Source organism: Frankia sp. CeCAU1, assembly GCF_977971845.1.
Genome location: NZ_CDWWXA010000028.1, coordinates 1 through 23,564 on the forward strand (window position 1 = coordinate 1; position 23,564 = coordinate 23,564).

Annotated in this window: 22 protein-coding genes; 13 read left to right on the forward strand and 9 right to left on the reverse strand. The window is 68.9% G+C overall.

Translation table 11 applies throughout. The features are described from left to right. Positions 1–99: 99 nt before the first annotated feature. Complete coding sequence (locus AC08OO_RS07560; protein WP_160323692.1) at positions 100–240, reverse strand: hypothetical protein; 141 nt, start codon at positions 238–240, stop codon at positions 100–102. 221 nt (positions 241–461) lie between these two features. Here AC08OO_RS07560 and AC08OO_RS07565 point away from each other — a divergent pair, with 221 nt between their 5' ends. Beyond that, on the forward strand, positions 462–1,211 hold the full coding sequence (locus tag AC08OO_RS07565; RefSeq protein ID WP_476608992.1) for a GntR family transcriptional regulator: 750 nt from the start codon (positions 462–464) through the stop codon (positions 1,209–1,211). A gap of 13 nt (positions 1,212–1,224) precedes the next feature. After that, entirely contained in the window at positions 1,225–1,686 is a 462-nt protein-coding gene (locus tag AC08OO_RS07570) for an NUDIX domain-containing protein (protein ID WP_476618362.1), read from the forward strand. Positions 1,687–2,400: 714 nt separating this feature from the next. Here AC08OO_RS07570 and AC08OO_RS07575 read toward each other — a convergent pair. Further along, positions 2,401–3,693: an ABC transporter substrate-binding protein gene (locus AC08OO_RS07575; RefSeq protein WP_476618363.1), complete on the reverse strand. Its 1,293-nt coding sequence runs from the start codon at positions 3,691–3,693 to the stop codon at positions 2,401–2,403. A gap of 435 nt (positions 3,694–4,128) precedes the next feature. On the opposite strand from AC08OO_RS07575, the gene pyrH reads away from it, so the two are divergent. Beyond that, positions 4,129–4,932 (forward strand): UMP kinase, encoded by an 804-nt coding sequence (pyrH, locus tag AC08OO_RS07580; RefSeq protein ID WP_023840711.1) that lies wholly within the window; start codon positions 4,129–4,131, stop codon positions 4,930–4,932. Between the two features lie 325 nt (positions 4,933–5,257). Here the strand turns inward: pyrH and proS are convergent, their stop codons facing one another. Next, a complete protein-coding gene (proS, locus tag AC08OO_RS07585; protein WP_476608995.1) occupies positions 5,258–6,664 on the reverse strand; it encodes a proline--tRNA ligase in 1,407 nt (468 codons plus the stop codon). 170 nt (positions 6,665–6,834) lie between these two features. Beyond that, positions 6,835–7,143 (reverse strand): hypothetical protein, encoded by a 309-nt coding sequence (locus tag AC08OO_RS07590; protein ID WP_023840709.1) that lies wholly within the window; start codon positions 7,141–7,143, stop codon positions 6,835–6,837. 1,036 nt (positions 7,144–8,179) lie between these two features. Here AC08OO_RS07590 and pstS point away from each other — a divergent pair. The 5 genes from pstS to AC08OO_RS07615 all read left to right on the forward strand — a co-directional run bounded on the left by pstS (position 8,180) and on the right by AC08OO_RS07615 (position 13,490). After that, positions 8,180–9,289 (forward strand): phosphate ABC transporter substrate-binding protein PstS, encoded by a 1,110-nt coding sequence (pstS, locus tag AC08OO_RS07595; RefSeq protein ID WP_476606680.1) that lies wholly within the window; start codon positions 8,180–8,182, stop codon positions 9,287–9,289. A gap of 246 nt (positions 9,290–9,535) precedes the next feature. Further along, positions 9,536–10,579: a phosphate ABC transporter permease subunit PstC gene (pstC, locus tag AC08OO_RS07600; protein WP_476608996.1), complete on the forward strand. Its 1,044-nt coding sequence runs from the start codon at positions 9,536–9,538 to the stop codon at positions 10,577–10,579. After that, a complete protein-coding gene (gene pstA / locus AC08OO_RS07605; protein ID WP_476606678.1) occupies positions 10,576–11,640 on the forward strand; it encodes a phosphate ABC transporter permease PstA in 1,065 nt (354 codons plus the stop codon). Before pstC ends, pstA begins: the two co-directional genes overlap by 4 nt. Before the next feature lie 129 nt (positions 11,641–11,769). Beyond that, positions 11,770–12,546, forward strand: a complete 777-nt coding sequence (gene pstB / locus AC08OO_RS07610; protein WP_476606677.1) for a phosphate ABC transporter ATP-binding protein PstB — start codon at positions 11,770–11,772, stop codon at positions 12,544–12,546. A 32-nt stretch (positions 12,547–12,578) separates the two neighbouring features. After that, on the forward strand, positions 12,579–13,490 hold the full coding sequence (locus AC08OO_RS07615; RefSeq protein WP_476618364.1) for a response regulator transcription factor: 912 nt from the start codon (positions 12,579–12,581) through the stop codon (positions 13,488–13,490). Positions 13,491–13,507: 17 nt separating this feature from the next. Here the strand turns inward: AC08OO_RS07615 and AC08OO_RS07620 are convergent, their stop codons facing one another. The 4 genes from AC08OO_RS07620 to AC08OO_RS07635 form a co-directional block, all read right to left on the reverse strand. After that, positions 13,508–14,434 (reverse strand): HhH-GPD family protein, encoded by a 927-nt coding sequence (locus tag AC08OO_RS07620; RefSeq protein WP_476608999.1) that lies wholly within the window; start codon positions 14,432–14,434, stop codon positions 13,508–13,510. Positions 14,435–14,522: 88 nt separating this feature from the next. Then, complete coding sequence (gene disA, locus AC08OO_RS07625; RefSeq protein WP_011438613.1) at positions 14,523–15,602, reverse strand: DNA integrity scanning diadenylate cyclase DisA; 1,080 nt, start codon at positions 15,600–15,602, stop codon at positions 14,523–14,525. A gap of 131 nt (positions 15,603–15,733) precedes the next feature. Next, on the reverse strand, positions 15,734–17,191 hold the full coding sequence (gene radA, locus AC08OO_RS07630) for a DNA repair protein RadA (protein WP_476609000.1): 1,458 nt from the start codon (positions 17,189–17,191) through the stop codon (positions 15,734–15,736). A 101-nt stretch (positions 17,192–17,292) separates the two neighbouring features. After that, positions 17,293–17,955: a copper chaperone PCu(A)C domain-containing protein gene (locus tag AC08OO_RS07635; RefSeq protein WP_476609001.1), complete on the reverse strand. Its 663-nt coding sequence runs from the start codon at positions 17,953–17,955 to the stop codon at positions 17,293–17,295. Between the two features lie 830 nt (positions 17,956–18,785). Here AC08OO_RS07635 and AC08OO_RS07640 point away from each other — a divergent pair. The 5 genes from AC08OO_RS07640 (at position 18,786) to AC08OO_RS07660 (ending at position 23,005) form a co-directional block, all read left to right on the forward strand. Then, the gene (locus AC08OO_RS07640) at positions 18,786–19,268 is read left to right on the forward strand and encodes a CarD family transcriptional regulator (RefSeq protein ID WP_006545253.1); all 483 of its coding nucleotides are present in this window, start codon (positions 18,786–18,788) and stop codon (positions 19,266–19,268) included. A gap of 243 nt (positions 19,269–19,511) precedes the next feature. After that, a complete protein-coding gene (gene ispD, locus AC08OO_RS07645; protein WP_476618365.1) occupies positions 19,512–20,327 on the forward strand; it encodes a 2-C-methyl-D-erythritol 4-phosphate cytidylyltransferase in 816 nt (271 codons plus the stop codon). Further along, positions 20,324–20,884 carry a 2-C-methyl-D-erythritol 2,4-cyclodiphosphate synthase gene (gene ispF, locus AC08OO_RS07650; protein WP_011438608.1) on the forward strand — a complete coding sequence of 187 codons (561 nt, stop codon included), beginning with the start codon at positions 20,324–20,326 and terminating at the stop codon, positions 20,882–20,884. Before ispD ends, ispF begins: the two co-directional genes overlap by 4 nt. A 105-nt stretch (positions 20,885–20,989) precedes the next feature. Next, positions 20,990–21,382 carry a PPOX class F420-dependent oxidoreductase gene (locus AC08OO_RS07655; RefSeq protein WP_011438607.1) on the forward strand — a complete coding sequence of 131 codons (393 nt, stop codon included), beginning with the start codon at positions 20,990–20,992 and terminating at the stop codon, positions 21,380–21,382. A 48-nt stretch (positions 21,383–21,430) separates the two neighbouring features. After that, positions 21,431–23,005: a cysteine--tRNA ligase gene (locus AC08OO_RS07660; RefSeq protein WP_476609003.1), complete on the forward strand. Its 1,575-nt coding sequence runs from the start codon at positions 21,431–21,433 to the stop codon at positions 23,003–23,005. A 52-nt stretch (positions 23,006–23,057) separates the two neighbouring features. On the opposite strand, the gene AC08OO_RS07665 is transcribed toward AC08OO_RS07660, so the two are convergent. After that, positions 23,058–23,564 (reverse strand): FHA domain-containing protein (locus AC08OO_RS07665; RefSeq protein ID WP_476618366.1); only part of this gene is annotated, 507 nt, incomplete at its 5' end.

The following is a 23,564-nucleotide window of genomic DNA, read 5'->3' on the forward strand; positions in this document are numbered from 1 at the left end:
CCCTCGTCCCGGCCCGGCACCCCGGGTGCCCCCGTTCCGCGCTGTAGCTCGCGCTGCACCTGGTGCAGGTACGCCACTCAACCCGAGCGAACCGCGACATCAGCGGCCACCACCCTTCGGCTTGCCGTTGCCATCGACGATCACGACCCACTTCTTCGGCTCCGGGTCGTCCGGCAACGTCGGCCACGGCCGACCGTTGTCATCACCCGGCATCGGCCGGGACAGGGCATGCTTGAACAAGGTCTGACCTCCTACACAGGTCGGATCCGGCCCCGCTCGGAGTGGCACCTCCGGCGGGGCCGCTTCGTTGTGTTCGTAGGCGAACTTAGGGGCATCGTTAGGACTTGTCAAGCTCTAACGTAGGGACGCGTCGGTTTTGTAACCGGCAGCGTCCAACGCACCGCTCGTAGCCTGTAGCCGCACCGGTTGACGTCATGCACGTCAACCAGAGAGGGGAGGGCATGCCACGGAAGCCGGAGAAGGCGCAGCAGCTGGCCGACTCGCTTGCGCGACAGATCGAAGAAGGGGACTTCCCGGAAGGGGAGTGGCTACCGTCCTGGGCCACGCTCGCCGAAGCGAACGGCGTGGTCGTCTCCACGGTGCGGCGCGCACTCAACATGCTCGCGGAGAGAGAGCTTGTCGAGCTTGTACCGAAGCGCGGTGCGCTCGTACAGAGACCCGGGAGAGTCAATCGTCACGCTTCCGACGTGACCAGGCAGGTTGGCACGTGGCGTGGGTTCCCGCTCAGCATGCTCACCGCAGGGGCGGAGCCCTACTCCGACACCACCATCCGCGACATCCAAGCGACGACCGAGGTTGCTCAGTGGCTCGCCGTGCCCGTGGGCACGGCGGTGTTGGAGCGGAACCGGACCCAGGGCAAGGTGGTCGACAGTGAGCGGTTGCCGATCCAGGTGGCCGTTACGTGGTTCTCGCCCGCCGTTGTCGATCAAGTCCCAGTGCTCCGCAAGTCGGATACCGGTCCGGGTGGCATGTACTCCCGCATGGCCGAAGCTGGACATCAGCTTCGGTGGGAGGACACCGTGTCGGAGCGAGCGCCCGTGGATGACGAGCGGGCACGCCTTGACCTTGCCGCTGACCAGCACGTGTTGCTCATCTGGCGACGTTGCTACAACCAGGAGGATCGCATCTTGGAGGTCACCCGTCGGGCGGTTCGCGCCGACCGCAGTCCCGTGGTCTACCGCTATGGCTGACGGGATGCCACCAATGGCAACGCCCCGAGTCTCGGCGGGTGCCTTGTTCTTCGACGAAGACGGCAGGGTTCTTCTCGTCCGACCTTCGTACAAGCGGGGTCATGATGTGCCAGGTGGCTACGTCGAGCCGGGCGAGTCGCCCCGAAACGCCTGTATCCGCGAGGTACGGGAAGAACTCGGGATCACCCCCGTCATCGGGGAAATGCTTGCCGTTGACTGGGCGCCTGCCGAACGCGAAGGCGACAAGCTGCTCTTCCTGTTCGACGGGGGCGTGCTACCGCAATCCTGGCAGGACGCGATCGTGCTCCAGGACGACGAACTGACCGGCTGGCGGTTCGTCGCGACAGAGGACCTCCCGGACTTCCTTCCGCCACGCCTCAGCCGACGCATCAGATCGGCGGTGGCAGTCCGAAGCCGCGGCGGGCAAGCCTACTTGGAGCATGGAGTGCCACCGCTCGACTCGCTCACACGTTGAGATCACCCCGCCGCGCCACCGTTCCGTGTCCAGCGGACGGATCGTGACCTATCAACTTTCGCCGGAACGGTTCATGACGACCTGCAACGGCACAGGTACGCGCAGCGCTGACGCCCGGTTATCTCCATGCACAGGCCTCCGGGGGGAGGTAGCGCTTGATGACGCCATCGGTACGAACTCCTACGACGGTGGGTGGCGGGGCGCGGCGGCGCTGCGCAAGGGTGCTTGGCACTCGGGTCCGGGGGAGGCCGGGCGGAGCTGGGTGTCTAACTGGGTGACATCGCCCATGGACACCGGTGGACTACCGTGGACGCCAGGACACTGCCACGGCGGAGCCAGGATCCGGGCGGATGAGGTCAAAGCGGGCTGATCATTGCTTCGGGACGAAGAGGTCGTGGGTTCGAATCCCGCCACCCCGACCAGATGACGCGTTGCAGCCCCGTCTCCCCAGCAGGGAGGCGGGGCTCTTGCCGCCCAGGGGGGTTGGCCGGTCCTTGAGCGTCCTACCCGATTGCCCGTCCACCCCACGGCCGCTCTCCCTTACCCGTGTATCCTCCTCGGCTGCGGGCACCGAGCCGGCAGCTGGGCGCTGGCAGGGCACCGATCGGCCTGCTGCCGTCTTCGGTCGATCGCCGCCCTGCCGCGTTGCGCGGCTAGGATTCGGCGGTCTGATCGAGGCGAAGGCCGAAAGGCTCCCCACGGAAGGCGCGTTGTTCAGTTGATCAAATTACCGCAACGGGCCGTGGACTGCAGCGGTACAAAATGACTGCCGTCGCCGCTGATGCGCATGAAATAATAGCAGTTGCTGAGTTGACCGCGGTTTTTCGCGAGATCAACCGGCTTGGGGAGCAGGCCAGTGCCGTCGTAGTCGTGCACGGAGTGCAGACCCTGTAGGAACGACTGGTGGGTCGGGCAGGCGGCGGCGGCTTGCAGGCCGTGCAGGAACAGATCGGCGGACAACCAACCGAAGACCGCGCTTTCCTGCTCCGGCGGCTGGGTCTGCGGAGAGTAGCGGGTCATCGCGGCGAGCAGCCGCTGATGCGCGGGGGTGTTCAGCTCGAACGGGACGAAGCTGATGTAGATGTTGGTGCCGGCCAGGGCCGGGCCGAGATCGGTCAGCAGGGCCCGATCGTAGCCGAGCGAGAGGAGCACCGTCTTGAGGTTCACGCCGGCGGCACGGGCCGCGGGGAGGATCTGAGTGAGGACGTCCGGGGTGATGACGCCGGTAAGGGTGTCGATGTTAGCCGCCTTCATTTGCCTGGCCAACGCCTCGAAGCTGGTCGTCTCCGCGGTCACCTCGAAGTTTATGTCCACGCTGACATCGGCCGCTTGCAGGCTGTCAACGAGCTGCCGATGATAGTCGTGCACGGCAGCGTTCAACGCTACGTCGACCATGGCGCTCCGGGTTCCCCCCTCACCGCGAATGAAATCCCCCCAGACGGTGGACGACCCGGCCGGAACTGTATAGTGATGCCACGAGACCATGTTCTCGTGCGCGGCCCAGACGGGTTCGGCTCCCAGCCCGACGATCGGCACGTTCAGATCCGCGAGGTACTGGGCTGAGCCGGAGACCGCACCCAGTCCTTCTATGATGCCGAAGACCTCTTCCTTCTGGACGAGCTCGCGGGCCGCGGCGAGGTTCAACCGGGGGTCGGAGACATCATCCCGCCAGCTGTAGACAATCTTCCGCCCGTTGACGCCGCCTGCGGCGTTGGCTTCGCCGAAACGTGCATCGATTCCGGCCCGGAACGCGCGCATACTGTGCGCGAACGGCCCGGTGTCAGGGAAAAGAACGCCGGCCTTGATCTCGGTCTCAGTTATACCCGGTGTGGCGCAGGCAGCTGTTCCGGTGCGTCCGGTGGAATCCTCCGAACCGGTGCACGCAACCAGTCCGATCAGGCTAATCGGGATAGAGATCAGTGCAGTCGACCGTAATAACGACGGCCTTCCGGGTAAGAACATCGCAACAGTGCTCCTCTGCGGTATCTGATCCGTCGCGCCACTCACCGTCGACGGCCTCGGCTTGAGCATATCCAGTATTCTCCTGCCGGGCTCCGGCAAAGTTGTCTGTCGGTAATCCAGATTCGTGATCGTGTGGAGCGGTCGTTCGGATCGGCGGGAGTGGCGGCGTAGTCCTTGGGCGATGTTGATGGTGCCGGCCGGGCGCGGGATGCTGATCCATCGCCGCCGCCTCGTCCCCACCGCCGGCGTCCACGCACCGCCGGGCCCGACCTCCGGCCGCCCGGAGCCGGATAGCGGTGGATCGCGACGGCGGTCGTCGGTGCCCGGCCGGCGAAAGGTGCTGCGGGTACGGTCCGCCGTCGGCGGAATCCCTCGGGCGCGCCCGTCGTGCGACGTGCCCGGGAGCCGGGTGCTCTACCGTGTACCCGAGGGGTCATGGGCTCATGATCGATCATTGCCCGCCTGCGTTAAGATCGCACCATGGAAAAGGGGAAGCGGGAGACAGTGACGAGATACCGCCGAGTGGTCGTCAAACTGAGCGGTCGCGCGATCGCCGGTTCCGCCGAATTCGGCTTCGATTCCAACGCGCTGGAGCACCTCGCCCGAGAAATCATCGCCGTCCGCCAGTCCGGCGTGGAGGTGGCGATCGTCGTCGGCGGCGGGAACCTCTTCCGTGGTAACCAGTCGGACCGGTGGGGTATTGACCGGGTCGAAGCCGACAATATCGGCATGCTGAGTACTGTCATCAACAGTCTGCTGCTCCGGGGGAAGCTCACCGCGCTGGGCGAGGACAACCTGCGGGTGATGACGGCGGTGCCCGTTCCAGCGGTGGCCGAGCCCTACATCCGGCTGCGGGCGGTACACCTGCTGGAGAAGGGGGCGACGGTCATCCTCGCCTGCGGCAATGGCCAGCCCTTCCTCACCACCGACTACCCGGCGGTGCAGCGGGCGCTGGAGCTCAATGCCGACGCGGTGCTGGCCGCCAAGGACGGCGTGGACGGCGTCTACGACAGCGATCCGAAGATCAATCCAGGGGCCAGGCTCTTCTCGCACCTCAGTTATGACGAGGTGATCAGCCGCGGGCTCCGGGTGATGGATCAGTCGGCCTTCATCCTGGCCCGTGACTTCGGTATGCCGCTGCATATCTTCGATATCGAACAGCGGGGCGCGATGACGGCGATCTGCCGTGGTGAGCACCGGGGGACGGTTATCTCCTCCTCGCCGGAGAAGTCCGAAGAGTTCGGGAACGAGGTGCTGGCCAGCCCCGCCGAATCGACGGCCTGATCCCGAGGCGCCGGCCATACAATCGATCTCGACGTCGGTCCCGATCTGCCTCCGAGGGGCACCTCGAGGGAGATCGAACCCGCTTCTCGAAGGACGGGCGCGGTTTGTCCGCGCGGCGGCGGACTCACCGCGGTACGCATTACGCCACGTTTCGTGGACGAAGACGACGACCCCTAACCCGGTCCCATCATCCAAGCTTCGTGAAGATACGTTCGTGAAGATACGAATGACCTGGGTTTCTACGGTCGCCGCCGACCGGTCCCCGCCCGTCTGCGCGGCTGATCGTCTCTGCCCCGGACGGCCACCACGCCAGGGATCTTGGACGTCAGTAGGAGCGGGCGATCAGGCAGACGAGGTCGTCGGCGTCGCTGCCGGCCTCGGGGATCCCGCCGTCCGGTGTCTGGATGCACCGCACGGTGAGCGCCTCCTCGGCGAGCTCGGCCTCGCCTTCCTCGCCGACAAGGCGCCAGGGGATCCGGGCGAAGCCGGCCCGGGCGGCCCGGGCGGCCTCGGCAACGGTGGCGACGTCCGTCGTCCGGCTCTCGCGTAGGGCCAGCGCCTCGGCGTACAGGTCGGCCTGCACCTCGCCCAGCAGCACCGGCACCCGCGCGGCGACCTCGGCCAGCGGCACCGGCACCTTCTCGGAGGTGTCCCGGCGCACCAGGGTGACGTTGCCCGCGCCCAGGTCCCGCGGACCCACCTCAACCCGTACCGGGATGCCCTTGATCTCCGCGTCGGTGACCCGCCGGCCGAAGGACAGCCCGGGACGGGCATCGACCTGCACCCGAAGACCGGCGTCGGTCAGCGCGGCGGCGATCTGGCGGGCCTTCGCGACGACGGTCTCCTCGTCGCGCACCGGCAGGACCACGACCTGCGTCGGCGCCAACCGGGGCGGGACACGCAGGCCGTTGTCGTCGCCATGTGCCATGATCAGCCCGCCGACCATCCGGGTCGAGCAGCCCCACGACGTCGTCCACGCCAGATGCCGGGCTCCGTCGGCGCCGAGGAAGTCGATGTCGAAGGCACGGGCGAAGTTCTGGCCGAGCTCGTGACTGGTCGCCATCTGCAGAGCCTTGCCGTCGCCCATCATGCCCTCGCAGGTCATAGTGTTGGTCGCGCCGGCGAACCGTTCCCGGCGCGTCTTCACTCCGACGAACACCGGGACCGCCAGTACCTGCGTCATAAAGTCGCGGTAGACCTCGAGCGCGATCCGACGGGCGTAGGCCGCGGCATCGGCCTCGTCGGCGTGCGCGGTGTGGCCCTCCTGCCAGAGGAACTCACTGCTGCGCAGGAACAGCCGGGGACGCAGCTCCCACCGGACCACGTTCGCCCACTGGTTGAGCAGCAGGGGCAGGTCACGGTAGCTCTGGGTCCACTTGGCCAGGTATTCGCCGATCACGGTCTCGCTGGTGGGCCGGACGACTACGGGCTCCTCCAGCTCCTTGCCGCCACCGATGGTGACCACCGCCAGCTCCGGGCTGAAGCCCTCGACGTGCTCGGCCTCCCGGCGCAGGTAGCTCTCGGGGATGAACAGGGGGAAGTAGGCATTGACGGCCCCGGCGGCCTTGATCCGGGAGTCCACCTCGGCCTGCATGCGTTCCCAGATCGCGTAGCCGTACGGTCGGATGACCATCGTCCCGCGGACGGGGCCGTTGTCGGCCAGCTCGGCCTTGGCGAGCACGTCCTGATACCAGCGCGGAAAGTCGGTCGAGCGGGAGGTGAGTACAGCCACCCCGCCACGATATTGCCTCGACCACGGCTCGTGGCCCCGGGGACCGGCACCTGTTGGGTCCCCGCCCCGGCGGGCGCCCCCGGATGCCGCTCGGAAGGCGCCTCGCGCCGGTTGCGGTCGTCCCGGCTGACGGCCCGTCGCCAGAGTGGACGGTCGCCAGAGTGGACGGTTCAGGTCCGGCCCGGATCGCCGCCGCGTCCGACTGGCTGCCCGTCGACCCCGCGCCGAGCATCCCGCGAAACCTCCTGGAATACCAGTGAGACGTCCACGTCGCCGTGATGGCTGACCAGCGCGGCCGTGGGGGGGACGAGGATCATCGCGGTGGTCAGGTCGGCAGCGGTGGCTCCCGGGGCGAGGAGCAGCTCGTGTTGGACGAGTAAGCCATCGTTGACGGTGACCACCTCGGCCAGTGACCGTGGCCGTCCCCCGATGACCGGACGGGGTTCCGGTAGAAGATCGTCGTTATCGACGGTGTTCATGTTCTGGTCGTCCTCCGTTGTCGTGTCGCATGTCGTGCCGCGTCTGGTTGGTGCCGCCGGCACGGGGTGCGCAGCGCCGGCCCCGGGTCATCCGGCCAACCGGACGCGGCGGTACCCGCGGGCCCCGCGCCATGCGGTCTGCGGCTTGCCGGACCCCGCCGATCCGCCGCGTGACGGGACATCGTCGTCCCGCCACGCGGCGGTGGCTGGCCGTGGCGCGCTTCATCGCCGGGCGGGACGGCTCCCGGTGGGCGGGCGCAGGCGGATGCGCTGGTCGGGTGGAACGGACGGGTCGTGGTGCTCTTCGGCTACGCCGTTGCTTCGGCTACGCCGTTGCTTCGGCTACGCCGTTGATGCTGTCAGCCACATCGATGTTGCTTTACAGCAAAGCACGCGAACGCGGGGTTGGCTACCGGAGATCTGTGCTCAGAGTGGACGTCTGGTAACAGAAGACGAAGGTCCTGATCAGCTGCGTAGCGCGGCGCGCGGGTTGGCCGCTTCGCCGGCTCCGTCCCGCTGCGTCGCAGGGCGCGGCGCCCCGGGCCGGACATGACACGCGTCGGTGAACTTTCGATGCTTGCTGCGTCGGAAGGTTGACAGCGACGATGCCGCTCGATGACCGTGAATGATCAAGTTCCGAGCGGCTCGGCGTTCTTCCTGTCAGACTCTCGCCTGTTCCTGTCCGTTCTCATTGGGCTCCTGTCCGTTCTTGTCCGCTTCCATCCGTTCTCGTCACGCTCCCGTCCGTGACCGATGGTCACTTGTTCACGGCGTTCCGGGCGTGGCGTGATGTTCGGAACGATGGGCGAGAGTGGCTATCTGTCGATCATTTGATGCGCACAGTCATGATCGGATTGGCCATTGGCTGGCTAACCAACCACGAAGCCGGTGATATGGATGTGTTCCGGTTGGTGATGGGTCCGCGTTCGCGGACGTTCACCTTACGTTCATTCGGGGTGGCTTCGATTCTCGTCGGCGCCCCAGTCCAGGGGGCGGACGATTCGGCGCCGTAGCGCGCAAGAACGAAGGGCTGCTCGTGAACCGAGGCAAGCGTCAGGCCGCCATCGGGGCTGCAATGGTGGCACTGCTCACTGTGGCGGCGTGTGGCACCGACGACAACAGTGACTCCGGCGGCACCGAGGCGAAGCCGTCGAACGGGGCGAGCGCGATCGCCTGCGAGAAGGGCTCCATTACCGGATCGGGTTCCTCCGCGCAGAAGAACGCGATGGACGAATGGGTCAAGGCGTACCAGAACGCCTGCGACGGAGCAAAGATCAACTATCAGTCGACGGGGTCCTCGACCGGTCGGCAGCAGTTCGTCGCCAAGCAGGTTTCCTTTGCTGGTTCCGACTCGGCGCTGAAGGACCAGCAGAAGACCGACGCGGACAAGCGCTGTACCCCCGGTACGGCTGTCGACCTGCCGATGGTGGTCGGCCCGGTCGCGCTTATATACCATCTCTCGGGTGTCGACAAGCTCCAGCTGTCTGCCCCGACGATAGCGAAGATCTTCTCCGGTGCCATCACCAAGTGGAACGACCCGGCGATCACGGCGGAGAACAGCGGGGTTACTCTGCCTGACGCGCCGATTGCCTCGGTGCACCGGTCCGACGGTTCCGGCACCACCGACAACTTCACCAAGTTCCTGAAGGGCGCGGCCGGCGCCGCTTGGACCTTCGACTCCGGCTCGGACTGGAAGGCCCCGGGCGGCCAGGGTGCCAAGGGCAGCGACGGGGTGACTGCGACCGTGAAGTCCACCGAGAACTCGATCGGTTATACGGAGCTCTCCTACGCGGAGAACGCCGGGCTGTCCACGGTCGCGGTCAAGAACGGTGCCGGAGAGTACGTCAAGGCGAGCACGGATGGTGCCTCCCTCGGCCTGAGCACCGCGAAGGTTGCCAGCGGTGACGATCTGAAGCTCACCTTCGACTACACCGCGTCGACCAAGGGGGCCTACCCGATCTACTTGGTCACCTACGAGATCGCCTGCACCACGGGTCTCCCGGCCGACCAGGCCAAGCTGGTCAAGTCCTTCCTGACTTACACCGCGTCGGACGCGGGCCAGTCCTCGATCGCCGACCTTGGTTACGCGCCGCTGCCGGACTCGGTAGCGACTCGGGTCCGCGCGGTGGTTGACAAGCTGTCCTGACGTCGATCTGACGCAGCTCCGATCGGACTAGCCGGTGCCCGCGGTGGGGTGAACAGCCCCACCGCGGGCCCGTCATTCGTTGACGACGACGGTGGGAGCAGCCGGGAACGGCCAGCGCATTCAGGCCAGACCAGCAGCACCAGACCAGCAGCACCAGACCAGCAGCACCAGACCAGCCAAGACGGTGACGGCCAGGGCATCTCACGAGCGGGAAGTCGAGTTCGGAGCACCAGGGGAAGAGGACTCATGACGACGGAGCCGGACAGCTCGGCGGACGCCGAGTCTCGGGGTGCCGCTTCGGCGACGGCCCCATCGGGAGGTGATCGGCCGGCCGGCGGGCTGGCGGACACCTCGACAGGCAAGGCCAAGGTCGGCGTCGCTGACCTGATCTTCAAGAATGCCACCCGCACGGCCGGGGTCGGGCTGCTGGTACTGATCGCCGCGATCGCGGCCTTCCTGGTACTGCGCGCCACCGATGCCATCGGCGCCAATACCGGGAACTTCTTCACCACGGAGGAGTGGTTCCCCAACGCCACGCCGCCGGTTTTCGGCATCGCCGCACTGCTGTTCGGCACGATGATCACCGCTGCCATCGCAATGATTATCGCTGTTCCGGTCGCGGTGGGTATCGCTCTGTTCATCACGGTGTACGCGCCGCGCCGGATGGCCTCCGCCCTCGGCTACATCGTCGATCTGCTGGCGGCCGTGCCGAGCGTCGTCTACGGCCTGTGGGGGCTGCTCGTGCTCGCGCCGCACATGAAGGGCATCCAGAGCTGGCTGACCGACTACTTCGGGTGGATCCCGCTGTTCGAGACCGATCGCGGGGTCGGTCGGTCGATCTTCGTTGCCAGTGTCGTCCTCGCGATCATGATTCTGCCGATCGTCGCCGCACTGTCCCGCGAGGTGTTCCTGCAGGTGCCCAGTGCGCATCGGGAGGCGGCGATGGCGCTGGGCGCGACCCGCTGGGAGATGATCAGAACCGCCGTCCTGCCCTACGGCAAGCCGGGCGTCATCAGCGCCTCGATGCTGGGCCTCGGGCGGGCGATGGGCGAGACCATCGCGGTTGCCCTGGTCCTGCCGGCGTCGTTCAACATCTCCTGGCAGATCCTCGCGCCGGCCGGTAACACCATCGCCGCGAACGTGGCGAACGGATGGGGCGAGGCCAACGACATCGGCCGCGGTGCGCTTATCGCGTCCGGTCTCGTGCTCTTCATCGTCACCATGCTGGTCAACATCATCGCTCGCGCCATCATCGCGCGGCGGCGTGAGTTCTCGGGGAGCGCCGCATGAAAACCGCGACCGTTCCCGGTAGCGCCGTCGCGGGCGGTGAGGACCGGCTGCAGCTGCGGGGCCGGGTCCTGCCCCGCTGGGTACCGCTCGCCGCCGCTGCCGGTGCCGTCGTCCTGACGGTCCTGATCTATCTGGTGACCTCGATCTCCAGCAGGATCCAGTTCCTCCTGCTGGTCGCCGTCTTCTTCATCCTCGCGATGACCGTGGCCTCGACGCTGGTCGAGGGCGCCCGCCGGGCCCGGGACCGGTTCGCGACGAACCTGGTCTACGCCGCCTTCCTGCTAGCGGTCATCCCCCTGCTCGCGGTGCTCGTGAATGTGATCGAGAAGGGTGCGAGGCGGCTGCGCCCCGGGTTCTTCACGCACTCGATGAACGGCATCGGTGCCCGTGACGTCGGCGGTGGCATCTACCACGCGATCATCGGCACGGTGGAGCAGGTCGCGTTGGCGAGCCTGCTGGCCGTGCCGTTCGGTCTGCTGGTGGCCATCTACCTGGTGGAATATGGCCGCGGCCGGGTCAGCCGGGTGATCAGTTTCTTTGTCGACGTGCTCACCGGTCTTCCCTCGATCATCGCGGGTCTGTTCATCCTGGCGTTCTGGATCCTCGCCCTTCACCAGGGCTTCTCCGGATTCGCGGGTGCCCTGGCCCTCACGGTGCTCATGATTCCGATCGTGGTGCGCTCCGCCGAGGAAATGCTGAAGCTCGTTCCGGACGAGTTGCGGGAGGCCAGCTACGCCCTCGGGGTGGCGCGTTGGCGGACCATCCTCAAGGTGGTCGTCCCCACCGCGTTGCCCGGGATCGTGACCGGCGTCATGCTCGCGGTCGCCCGCGTTGCCGGCGAGACCGCGCCGCTGCTGCTGACCGTCTTCGGCACGAACCTCATCAACGCCAACCCGTTCTCCGGGGAACAGTCCGCACTGCCGCTGTACATCTACTCGCAGGCCGGCCAGCCGCAGCAGGCGGCGGTGGACCGGGCCTGGGCCGCCGCCCTGGTACTCATCATCATCATCATGCTGCTCAACTTCATCGCTCGTCTGATCGCCGGACGCTCGCGGCTGTGATGGCCCTGGCTCGGGACGGCGGCGTGGCACAGATCACGCCCTATTCCATTCTCGCGTCCTATCCCATCCCATCCCATCTGATCCGATCATCTGAAACAGCATCCAGGAAGATCGTGAGTCGAGGTAGCCATGGCCACCCGCATCGACGTTTCCGGGCTGACGGCGTACTACGGGAAGTTCAAAGCCGTAGCCGACGTGAACCTGACCATCGAGCCGAAGAACGTCACCGCATTCATCGGGCCGTCCGGATGCGGAAAGTCGACGGTGCTGCGCACGCTCAACCGGATGCACGAGGTGCTTCCGGGGGCCCGGGTCGAGGGGCAGGTGCTCCTCGACGGTGAGGATCTGTACGGGCCCGGGACGGACCCGGTGGCCGTCCGCCGCACCGTCGGGATGGTCTTCCAGCGACCGAACCCGTTCCCGACCATGTCCATCTACGAGAACGTCATCGCCGGGCTCAAGCTGAACGGGGTCCGCAAGAAGGCGCTCCTCGACGAGCGGGTCGAGGAGTCACTGCGGGGCGCGAATCTCTGGGAGGAGGTCAAGGACCGGCTGGGCCGGCCGGGCGCGGGCCTGTCCGGCGGGCAGCAGCAGCGGCTCTGCATCGCCCGGGCGATCGCGGTGGAGCCGCAGGTCCTGCTGATGGACGAGCCGTGCTCCGCGCTCGACCCGATCTCCACTCTTGCGATCGAGGATCTGATCGCGAAGTTGAAGTCGAGCTTCACCATCGTCATCGTCACCCACAACATGCAGCAGGCGTCGCGGGTCAGCGACTCGACCGCCTTCTTCTCGTTGGAGAAGACCGGCGACCCCGGCCGCCTCGTCGAGTACGACAAGACCTCGCAGATCTTCAGCAACCCCAAGGAAAAGCGGACCGAGGACTACATCTCCGGACGGTTCGGCTGACGGCCGGGGGGATTGGCGGACAGGACGCGCGGATGCTCCCGGTACCGTGTGGGGCCGGTCAACCGGGGGGGCAAGACCGTGGCTCGGCAGGCGAGGACCCGGCGGTTTCGGCAGGCCCGGCGGTTTCGGCAGGCGAGGACCCGGCGGTCGCGGCAGTAGACCCGTCAGCCGACGGACGTCGGTACCGCGGCCCGTCCGGTGGGCCGCGGAGACGGACGACGGGCACCGGGCCGGGGAGCTTCCCGGCGCTGTTGATCGCGGACGAGGACGTCGACGACGGCATGCTCGACGCCTTCGTCGAGAACGGTGTCGAGGTCAGCGTGGTGGCCGACGGGGCGCTGGCCCTGTTGGAGATCGGTCTGCGACATCCGGCCGCGCTGCTGATCAGTGCCCGGCTGCCCGTGGTGGACGGGGTGACCGTTGTGCGGACGGTGCGTAGCGTGCCCGGTCACGACGACGTGCCGATTCTCCTCGCGGTCGGCCCCGATGACCGGCCGCGAGCCGCCGCCGGACTCGACGCGGGGGCCAGCGCCTGCGTCGGCAAGCCGTACCGGGTTCCCGAGGTCCTCGCGATGGTGGGGTTCATCGGAATCGGACGGGCCGGAACGTATCCGCCTCGGATGCACGAGCCGGAGGTGCTGCGCGGCGGACGGGTGCAGCTGGACCGCGCGGCACACGAGGTCCGCCTCGACGGGGCCGTGGTCCCGGTCCCGCCGCGGGAGTTCCGGCTGCTCGCGCTGCTCCTGGAACAGGCGGGCCGGGTCGTCCCGCGCGAGACGCTGCTGCGGGAGGTCTGGGGTTCGGCGCAGACGGAGACGAACACGCTTGCCGTGCACGTGCGGCGGCTGCGGCGGCGGCTGGGCGAGACGGCCGGCCAGCCAACGGTCATCGAGAGCATCCGCGGGGTCGGCTACCGCTTCCGCGCCGTTCCCGATCCGGGTTGAGCCCTTCCGCAGGGACGTCAGCTGGGCAGCGCGTAGACGCCCGGCGCCACCCGTACCACAAGACCGTCGTCGATCAGCCCGGCGAGGGCGCGGGTCCGCTGCACCGGATCGTCCCAGACCTGGTCGAGGATCTCCTGACCCACCGCCGGACTGGCGTCACGCAGGACGGCGAGCAGCCGGCCGCGGACCTGGCGGTCGGTGCCGGCGTACCCCTGGGGCCGGCGCGCGGGTCCCGCGCTCGGCGGGCTGCCCGCGGACACCCACGCACACCGTCCCAACAGGGGGCAGGCGGTGCAGCGAGGCGCCCGGGCAACGCAGACCAGCGCGCCGAGCTCCATGAACGCGGCGCTGGCCCGGGCGGCCGTCTCGGTGTCCGGCGGCAGCAGCTCCGCGATCTCGACCAGGTCGCGGCGGCTGACCGTGGCCGGCGGGTCGGCTCTTCCCTCGACGGCCCGGGCGAACAGCCGGCGCACGTTGACGTCAACGACCGGATGACGCTGGCGGAAGGCAAAAGCGGCAACCGCCCGCGCGGTGTACGTCCCGATGCCGGGCAGCGCGAGGAGATCGTCGAGGTGTTGGGGGATCTCGCCGTCGTGCCGTTCGACGACGACGGTCGCCGCCTGGTGCAGCCGCAGGGCGCGCCGGGGGTAGCCCAACCGGCCCCACGCCCGGACGGCCTCCCCGGCCGGCTCGGCGGCGAGCGCGACGGGCGTCGGCCACCGGTCCAGCCACGCCTCCCAGACCGGCAGCACCCGGCTGACCGGGGTCTGCTGCAGCATCACCTCGCTGACCATGATTGCCCAGGGGCTCGTCAGGGGACGGCGCCACGGTAGGTCTCGGCCACAGACGGCGAACCAGTCCAGGACGAGATCGGCCAGTGGTCCGGACGCGCTGCTGATTCCGGCTGGGCCGGCTGGGCTGGCTGTGCTGGTCATTCCCGCCATCGTGCCAGGCGACCAGGCCGGCCGGAGGCGGCAGGCGGCCTCCCGTCGCCTTCGGCTACCACACGTAGCATTACCGTGTGCAGCGTTACTATACGTAGCGTTCGAGAATGCTTGACTCGGCGAGCCGGGAGAGGCCCTCGCGGACCGCTCGGGCGCGGGTCTCCCCGACGCCGTCAACGGCCTGCAGATCGTCGACCCCGGCGGCGAGCAGTTTCTGCAGGGTGCCGAAATGGTCGACGAGCCGGTCGACCACCATCCGTGGCAGCCGGGGCACCTTCGCCAGCATGCGGTAACCGCGTGGACTGATCTGCCGGTCCAGGATGTCCGCCCCGCCGGAGAATCCGATCACCCGGGCGAGGACGGTGAGATCGAGCAGGTCGGTCGGAGACATCGCGGACAGCTCACCCAGGACCTGCGCGGGCGTCCCCGCCTTCGACCCGATCGGCAGATAGTCGCGGACGGTGAGTTCACGCTCGGTCTCGACCCCGGCCATCAGCTCCTCGAGCTGCAGGGACAGCAGCCGGCCGTCGGTGCCGAGTTCGACGACGTAGCCTTCGATCTCGTCGGCTATGCGGCGCACCATCTCCAGCCGCTGGCTCACCGAGATCGCGTCGCGGACCGTGACGAGGTCCTCGATCTCCAGCGCGGACAGGGTGCCCGCGACCTCGTCTAGCCGCAGCTTGTAACGCTCGAGGGTAGCCAGGGCCTGGTTCGCCCGGGACAGGATGGCGGCCGAGCCGTCCAGCACGTACCGCCGCCCGGCGACGTACAGCGCGATGATGTGCATCGACTGGCTGACCGAGATGACGGGGAACTCGGCCTGCTTGGCGACCCGCTCGGCGGTTCGGTGCCGCGTGCCGGACTCCTCTGTCGGCACCGTCGGATCCGGCACCAGATGCACCGCCGCGCGGACGATGCGCTGCAGGTCGGACGACAGCACGATCGCGCCGTCCATCTTGGCCAGCTCACGCAGCCGGGTCGCCGAGAACTCCACGTCGAGCTCGAAGCCGCCGGTGCACAGACCCTCGACGACCTTGTCGTGGCCGAGGACGATCAGTGCGCCGGTGTGCCCGCGCAGGATGCGTTCCAGACCGTCGCGAAAGGGGGTTCCGGGCGCGACCGCGGCCAGTGTCGCCCGGAAGATGTCGTCTCCGGGTGGTCCTGCCATCAGGCTCCCTCAGCTCCTTGGCTTCCCCCACCGTCTCCCATTACCACTGTCGTGATGCTATCGGGGCGACGGGAGCCAGTGGGGTCCACCTCATCGTGAAGTACCGATATGGTTAGAAAAATACACACTTTCTATGCTTCATGCATTTTGCTGATCGCGCCGATCAGGTCGGGTACCTCGGTGACTTTCATGCCGTCCGGAGCCGGGCCGGGGTCCGCCGGAACGAGCGCCCGGCGAAAGCCGAGCCGGGCTGCGGCGGCGAGCCGTTGGCGTACCGAGCCCACCGCGCGGACCTCCCCGGCCAGGCCGACCTCGCCGATGGCGACGAGATCGGCAGGCAACGGACGGTCCCTGGCCGCGCTGACGATCGCCAAAGCCGTCGCGAGGTCCGCCGCGGGCTCGGCCAACCGAACCCCGCCGACGGTCGCGGCGTACACGTCGGCCCGGCCGAAGCGCACCTTCGCCCGGCGCTCGACCACGGCGAGAATCATCGCCACCCGGGCCGGATCGAGCCCGGACACGGCGCGCCGGGGGATCTGCGCCGAGGTTTCCGCCACCAGGGCCTGAACCTCGGCGACGAGTGGCCGTCGGCCCTCAACCGTTACGGTGACACAGGTTCCCGGCACCGCCTCCAGCCCCGCGCCGCCGGACCGGGACAGGAACAGCCCGCTCGGGTCGGCGATGCCATGGATACCGGAATCGTCCATCTCGAAACAGCCGACCTCGTCGGCTGGTCCGTACCGATTCTTGCCCGCGCGGACCAGGCGCAGTGCGGAGTGCCGCTCGCCCTCGAAGTGCAGCACCACGTCGACCAGATGTTCCAGGAGGCGTGGTCCGGCGACCAGACCATCCTTCGTGACGTGGCCGACAAGCACCGTCACGAGTCCCAGCGCCTTGGCCGTCCGGATCAGGGCCGCGGTGACCTCACGGACCTGGGTGACCCCGCCCGCGGCTCCGTCCACCCCGGCCGCGGAGATGGTCTGCACCGAATCGACCACCAGCAGGGCCGGTGAGACCTCCTCGACGTGACGCAGGACGGCGCCGAGGTCCGTCTCGGCGGCGATCCACAGGTCCTCGTGCAGCGCGCCCGTCCGACCCGCCCGCAGCCTGACCTGCGCCGCGGACTCCTCCCCGGTGACGACCAGGGCGCGGGCACCGGCGGCGGCGCTGCGGGCCGCGACCTCCAGTAACAGGGTGGACTTGCCGACCCCCGGTTCCCCGGCGAGCAGGATCACGGCGCCGGGAACGAGGCCGCCGCCCAGCACGCGGTCGAGCTCGTCGATCCCGGTCGGACGACGCCGCGTCGCGGTCACGTCAACGGACATGACCGGCAGAGCCGGTGCCGTCACTGCGGCGGACGAGGCGGAACGACCCCCCGCGACCAAGCCGGCCCCCCGGCGTGGGGCGGGGGCCTGGGCCTCCAGCGTGCCCCACTCCTGGCAGCGCGAGCATCGTCCCGCCCACCGCACGGACTCCGAGCCGCAGCTGTTACACCGGAACCCGCCTGAGGCCGCACGACTCGACGGGCGACCGCCGGCCGACGGGCGAGTGGATGCCATGGACGCAACGTTAGTCCGCTGGTCCGACATGTCGGCGACAGCGGCGCGCGGAATGGGTTCCCGGGCGTCGGGTACCCGCGAATGGGGATACCTCGGCCGGATCCCGCTGGGTGGGTCAGCCCAGTGGTGGGTCAGCCCGCGGTGGTGGCGCCGGCCGACGGCGAGGCGGACTGCGCTGCCCGCGGCGTCCCGGTGACCGCGCCCGGCGCAGCCGAGGCGCCGGGCGCGGGCTGCTCTACCGGGACGTCCAGGGTGATGCTGCCGGCCTTGGCGAAGGTGATGGTGACGGGCACCTGGGACCCGATCAACAGGTTCTGCTGGACGTTCTGCAGGGTCGGCGCGGAGCCGTCGGCAATGAAGATCTTCCCGGAACCGGGTGGCAGCTCGGCGGGGCTCGGGACCTTGCCGCCCGCCGCCAGGGGGGAGGACACGCCGATGATGGTGTCAGGCTCGGTGCCCGCGTTGAAGAACGCCGAGACGATCTGTGCGGAGTCTCCCCGGGACAGCGGGCCTGCCACATAGACATTGCGTAGCGTGATGCTGCCGACGGCGCTCGAGACGCTGTTGGTCGTGGTCCGGGCGAGGTTTGTCACCGCGTCGTTGCCGGAAGCGCAGCTTGCCAGGCCAGCGGACCCGACCACCGAGGCCAGGAGCGCGACACCGATCCGGTGGGAGGCGATGCGCCGCCTGAAGGTGGACTGTCGGCCGGCGTCGTGGCCCGACTCCGGGGCGGCGGACGCCCCGCCGACGGCGGGTGTGGCTGACGTGAAACGGGCACCCAGACGGCGGCTCACAGCTCGGTGGCTCCTCCTGCGCGAGACCGGTGCCTCGGGTGCGCACCGGTGCTGGTTGACGGTCGCCCCGGGGAGCGACCACCGGTGGCGCAGCCTCCACCGCCGGCCGTCGTAACCGGTGCGGAGGGGTCACCCCCGGTGCCCGGATGATTCGGTCTAAGACGGTCCGTCTCCCGACTCACCCGTGCGGGGCTAACACTAGCCATCCCCGGGCATCACGTGCGGCGGCTGTGGGCGGTACGGGACCCGCGGATCCGGCCCAGGAGCACGCCCGGGCCGGATTTCGGCGCCCTATCCGGGCCGGCTGGCCTGGGCGATCGGTCCGAGCGACCCCGGACGTGGGCAGCATCACGGCGTGGGGGGAGTCACGACCTGTCGGGCGACCCGGCGGGCGCCGTCCGTTCCGTGGTGATAGCCCATTTCACGACGAGATGACCGTTACATAGCGATGTATCGCGATGTAACGCAGTGTGTCCGGTGTGTCGAGATGCGTCACGGCGGGACCGGTCGGGTGGGCCGGGGCCCGGGCGGGACCCCGTGCCGGCCCGCGCCGGGGGTTCGCCACGCGGCCCGCGCTCAACGTATAGCCAACATTCGCCGGATCGTTACCCATTTTACCTGGTAGGACATCTTCGATGTCGGTGCGCGGCGATCTGACGGGTGGCTGGGCGGATCTGTGTCCCTGGGTGTCCGTCCTCCGGAGCGGGTGGCCGGAAGGCGGCGCCGGGTCCCTCACCTTGGCGTTGCTGGTCTTGGTACCTGCAGCGTGCGTCTGACCTGCGGCGATGCGTGCGTGTTACGCTGGTAGAGGCGGAAGGGGCACGTGACACATGGCGTTCCAAGTCGGCGAGACCGTTGTTTACCCGCATCATGGTGCTGCTCTGATTGACGCGATTGAAACTCGCGTCATCAAGGGCGAGGAAAAACTCTATCTCGTGCTGAAGGTCGCTCAGGGCGATCTGACTGTCCGAGTTCCGGCCGACAACGTCGGTATGGTCGGGGTGCGTGACGTCGTCGGACAGGACGGGCTGGAACGGGTGTTCGAGGTGCTCCGCGCCCCGCACACCGAGGAGCCCACGAACTGGTCGCGACGGTACAAGGCAAATCTTGAGAAGCTCGCCTCCGGCGATGTGAACAAGGTGGCTGAAGTCGTCCGTGACCTGTGGCGACGCGATCGCGAACGCGGTCTTTCCGCGGGCGAGAAGCGAATGTTGAGCAAGGCCCGGCAAATCCTCGTCAGCGAGCTTGCGCTCGCCGAGGGCACCAACGAGGACAAGGCGGAGGCCATGCTCGACGAGGTTCTCGCCGGATGATCGTGGGCTCGTTGGCGCAGGCGTAATTCGTCCGGCCGACAGGCGATCTATTCGGCACGGCATGATAATCCGGAAAGGCATTCTCTTTCCGGGAGACCGCCGTCCCGAGCGCGTTGCCGACTCAGGTTCCGGCTGAGTGGGCGTCGAGACGGTGGTGGGCGGTGTTGCGCCCACCGGCGGCTCGCGCCGAGCCGGCTGGATCGGCCAGGCCCTCGTGGCGGATGGCACACGGGAGGTCCTGTGGTGGGCGAAGGTCACCGGTTGCCGGTGGCGAGCCCCCGGGCGGCGGCGATCGTGCCGGCTGCCGGCCGGGGTGAGCGGCTGGGGGGAGGTACTCCCAAGGCGCTGCGAGCCCTCGGGGGCAGGCCCATGCTGGTGCGCACGGTGGAATCGTTGCGTCGCTCCAGGCTGGTGACGCAGATTGTCGTCGCGGCGCCACCGACGCTGGTCGATGCCGTGGCCCAGTTGCTTGGCGGGGACGTGTATGTGATCGCCGGAGGCGCCGAGCGGGTGGATTCGGTCCGCCGCGCCCTGCGAGCCGTGGACGACGACGTCTCCGTGGTACTGGTCCACGACGCCGCCCGGCCGCTGACGCCCCCCGAGCTGGTCGACGCGGTGGCGGCTGCGGTGCTCGACGGACATCCCGCGGTGATTCCCGTCGTGCCGCTGGCCGACACGGTCAAGGAGGTGGACGCCGACGGGCGGGTGGTGCGTACCCCGCCGCGGGACGGTTTGCGAGCCGTGCAGACCCCGCAGGGATTCCGCCGCGACGTGCTGAGCGCCGCGTATGCGCTCGAGGACATCGCCGTGACCGACGATGCGGGCCTGGTGGAGGCTCTGGGAGTGCCGGTGACGACCATTCCCGGCGCGCAGGAGGCATTCAAGGTGACTCGACCGGCGGATCTCGTGCTCGCCGAGGCGCTACTCGCCCGCTGCGACCCCGCGGACGACGCCCGGCCCGCGGAGGCCCGGTCCGAGGAGCCTCAGTTCGCGGGTGCCCGGTCCGAGGAGCCTCAGTTCGCGGGTGCCCGGTCCGCGGACGCCCGGAGTGGCGGATGACCGGCGGCCCGCGGTGGGACGAGCCCGTCGTGGACGCCGCGCCCATCAGCCGGCAGGCCCCCGCGTCCAGCTTGGTGAACACGGTGATCCTGCCCCGGGTCGGCGTCGGGGTCGATGTGCATCCGTTCGCCGCCGGCCGGCCGTGCTGGGTGGCCTGCCTGGAATGGCCGGGGGAGACCGGGCTCGCCGGACACTCCGACGGGGACGTCGCCGCACACGCGGCCTGTGACGCACTTCTCACCGCCTCGTGCCTCGGTGATCTGGGTCGGGTGTTCGGCACGGACCGACCGGAGTACGCGGGTGCATCGGGCGCGGTCCTGCTGGCTGAGACGGCTCGGCTTCTCGGTGCCGCCGGTTGGGCGATCGGCAACGTCTCGGTCCAGGTCATCGGGAACCGGCCCAGGATGGCCGGGCGTCGCGAGGATGCGCAGAAGGCGATGTCCGTGGCCTTGGGCGCATCGGTGAGCCTGTCGGCCACCACCACCGACGGACTCGGCCTCACCGGGCGGGGCGAAGGCTTGGCCGCCATCGCGACCGCGCTCGTCATCCGCGCCTGACGGCGGGCCCGCCAGGCGCGGATATGCCGTTTTGTCATCGACTGACTGCGTGCCGGCGCGGAGATGAGAGGGTGAGCCGACCCTGGCCCCTCCCCGAGGAGTCTGATGGCTGACCGCCTTCCCGAGCCGGTGAGGGCCCTTGCCGACGCCCGGACCTACGTCGTTCTGGCGACGATCCAGCCCGACGGCTCGCCGCGGATGACCGTGCTGTGGGTGGACCGCGATGAGGACGAACTGCTGCTGTCCACGGTGCGGGGACGTGCGAAGGAACGCGACATCGCAAGGGATCCGCGGGTCGGACTGATGTTCCTCGACCAGGGCGATCCCTACGGTTACGTCGAGGTCCGCGGGACCGCGACCCTGACCGAGGAGGGCGGCCGGGAACTGATCGACCGGCTGTCGGTGAAGTACACCGGAGACGTGTACCGGTGGGATGATCCGGATGAGGTCAGGGTGGTCGTCCGGGTCGTGGCGGACCGGGTACTGACGGTCGGCTGACCCTCCCCTTGGGTCCCGTCGATCGAGCGGGGGCCGTACCCTTGACAGATGGGTCTCCACCTCTACGACACGCGCAGGCGGCGTGTGCGGCCATTCGAGCCGCTACGCCCCGGTCACGTGGGCGTCTACGTGTGTGGGCCCACCGTGCAGGCGGCCCCGCATGTGGGCCACATCCGCACGGCGCTGCCCTTCGACCTGCTGCGCCGGTGGCTGGTGCAGTCCGGCCGTTCGGTGACCTTCGTGCAGAACGTCACCGACATCGACGACAAAATCATCATCAACGCGGATCGGGACGGCACCTCGGTCTGGGAGCTCGCCACCCGGCAGACCCGCGCGTTCGACGACGCCTACCGCACTCTCGGGATCCTGCCCCCGACGATCCAGCCGCGCGCCACCGGTCACATCCCCGAGATGATCGCGTTGGTGTCGGCCCTCGTGGAGGGGGGATACGCGTACGCCAGCGGCGGTTCGGTCTGGTTCCGGGTGGGTGCGTTCGCCGACTACGGAGCACTGTCCCACCAGCGACCCGACGCGATGCAACCGTCCGTGGAAGCCGAGCCCGGCAAGGCCGACCCCCGCGACTTCGCGTTGTGGAAGGCAGCCAGGCCCGGTGAACCGTTCTGGTCGTCCCCCTGGGGTGACGGCCGGCCGGGCTGGCATCTGGAATGCTCTGCGATGGCCGGAAAATACCTCGGCCCGGTCTTCGACATCCACGGCGGCGGACTCGACCTGGTTTTCCCGCACCACGAGAACGAACGGGCCCAGACGGTCTGCGCAGCCACGGCCCGCCCGGCGTCGAACGCGGCTTCGGCCGATTCGCCCGGCCCCGGTGGTGGCGAGCCCGGTGGTGGCGAGCCCGGTAGCGGCGAGATGGCGCGCTACTGGATGCACGTCGGCCTGCTGACGACCGGCGGGACGAAGATGTCGAAGTCGTTGGGAAATTCCGTCCTGGTGGCCGACGCCCTCGACGCGGTCCGTCCGCAGGTTCTGCGTTATCACCTGCTTTCCGCGCACTACCGGTCCATGCTCGAGTACAGCGCCGAGGCACTGGCGGAATCCACCGCGGCCCACGACCGGGTGGAGACCTTTGTCCGCAACGCGTTGGACATCCTCGGCGGGCCCGGGGAGGCGGCGGCCCTGGCGGCCGACGAGGTCGTCTCGTCGGTGGCAGGGGCGCAGCCGACGGTGGCCGGAGCCCGGCCGGTGCCGGTTCCCGGGCCGGGTGGTGAGTCGAGGCTCACCCCGCGGCGGGCCTGGTCCGATTTCACCATCGCCATGGACGATGATCTCGCCGTCGGGCGTGCGCTGGCGGCCCTGTTCGGCGCGGTGAGTCAGGGAAACCAGGTGCTGTCGAAGGCCCACAGCCGGGAGCTGGCCGGGTGGGTGGACGTGACCCGCCGGATGCTGAACATCTTCGGTCTCGACCCGCATGAGCAGTGGCCCACCGCAGGTGCCGAGTTCAGGCCGGCGCTGGACGGCGCGATGCAGGTCGTGCTGGATCTGAGGTCCGCGGCCCGGGCCCGACGGGACTACGCGGAAGCCGACGCCATCCGGTCGAGACTGGCAGCCGCCGGCCTGATCGTGGAGGACACTCCAGAGGGCCAGCGCTGGCATCTGGCCTGATCCGATCGGCGGGTCGCCTGCCGCCCCGGACAGCGGCAGGCGACCTGGTAGATCAGCGGGCGCGCAATGTGATGCGCGTCCAGGCGCCCAGGTAGACCCGGTCCCCGTCACGAAGCGGAACGGGCTGGCCGGGCTCGATGGGGTCCGGTTCGTCGTTCAGTCGGGTGCCGTTGGTGGAGCCCGGGTCGCGGACCGCGTAACCGCCGTCGGGCAGCAGTTCGAACAGGGCGTGGCTGCGGGAGATCCCCGGGTCCTCCGGCGCTCCGGACAGGTCGATGTCGGGATGGATGCCACGGGACTCGCTGCGCCGTCCCACGAGCATCTGAGAGCCGGCCAGGGCGAAGACCCGACGAGGGTAGAAGGTCGGGAACGGGACCCGGTGGTCGTCGCCGCTGTCGTAGTACTCGCGCTCCGCCTCGACGATGGCCTCCCAGACGGTGCTGCCCGCCGACGCGCGGTCCCGGTCCCATCCGGCACCACGCCCGGCGCCGGCCCGCGGGTCGTCGAGGACCGCGTCACGGGGGTCGACGTGGCCGCCGCGGGTGCCGCCGAGTTCCGG

What these genes read in the sequence shown, in the direction of transcription:
- AC08OO_RS07570 (WP_476618362.1), top strand. Translation starts at nt 1,225, where the DNA reads ATGGCAACGCCCCGAGTCTCGGCGGGTGCCTTGTTCTTCGACGAAGAC.
- AC08OO_RS07615 (WP_476618364.1), top strand. Translation starts at nt 12,579, where the DNA reads ATGCTCCCGGTACCGTGTGGGGCCGGTCAACCGGGGGGGCAAGACCGT.
- AC08OO_RS07640 (WP_006545253.1), top strand. Translation starts at nt 18,786, where the DNA reads ATGGCGTTCCAAGTCGGCGAGACCGTTGTTTACCCGCATCATGGTGCT.
- disA (WP_011438613.1), bottom strand. Translation starts at nt 15,602, where the DNA reads ATGGCAGGACCACCCGGAGACGACATCTTCCGGGCGACACTGGCCGCG.
- AC08OO_RS07620 (WP_476608999.1), bottom strand. Translation starts at nt 14,434, where the DNA reads ATGGCGGGAATGACCAGCACAGCCAGCCCAGCCGGCCCAGCCGGAATC.
- AC08OO_RS07590 (WP_023840709.1), bottom strand. Translation starts at nt 7,143, where the DNA reads ATGAACACCGTCGATAACGACGATCTTCTACCGGAACCCCGTCCGGTC.
- AC08OO_RS07660 (WP_476609003.1), top strand. Translation starts at nt 21,431, where the DNA reads ATGGGTCTCCACCTCTACGACACGCGCAGGCGGCGTGTGCGGCCATTC.
- pstC (WP_476608996.1), top strand. Translation starts at nt 9,536, where the DNA reads ATGACGACGGAGCCGGACAGCTCGGCGGACGCCGAGTCTCGGGGTGCC.
- pstB (WP_476606677.1), top strand. Translation starts at nt 11,770, where the DNA reads ATGGCCACCCGCATCGACGTTTCCGGGCTGACGGCGTACTACGGGAAG.
- radA (WP_476609000.1), bottom strand. Translation starts at nt 17,191, where the DNA reads ATGTCGGACCAGCGGACTAACGTTGCGTCCATGGCATCCACTCGCCCG.
- AC08OO_RS07655 (WP_011438607.1), top strand. Translation starts at nt 20,990, where the DNA reads ATGGCTGACCGCCTTCCCGAGCCGGTGAGGGCCCTTGCCGACGCCCGG.
- pyrH (WP_023840711.1), top strand. Translation starts at nt 4,129, where the DNA reads ATGGAAAAGGGGAAGCGGGAGACAGTGACGAGATACCGCCGAGTGGTC.
- ispF (WP_011438608.1), top strand. Translation starts at nt 20,324, where the DNA reads ATGACCGGCGGCCCGCGGTGGGACGAGCCCGTCGTGGACGCCGCGCCC.
- pstA (WP_476606678.1), top strand. Translation starts at nt 10,576, where the DNA reads ATGAAAACCGCGACCGTTCCCGGTAGCGCCGTCGCGGGCGGTGAGGAC.
- AC08OO_RS07565 (WP_476608992.1), top strand. Translation starts at nt 462, where the DNA reads ATGCCACGGAAGCCGGAGAAGGCGCAGCAGCTGGCCGACTCGCTTGCG.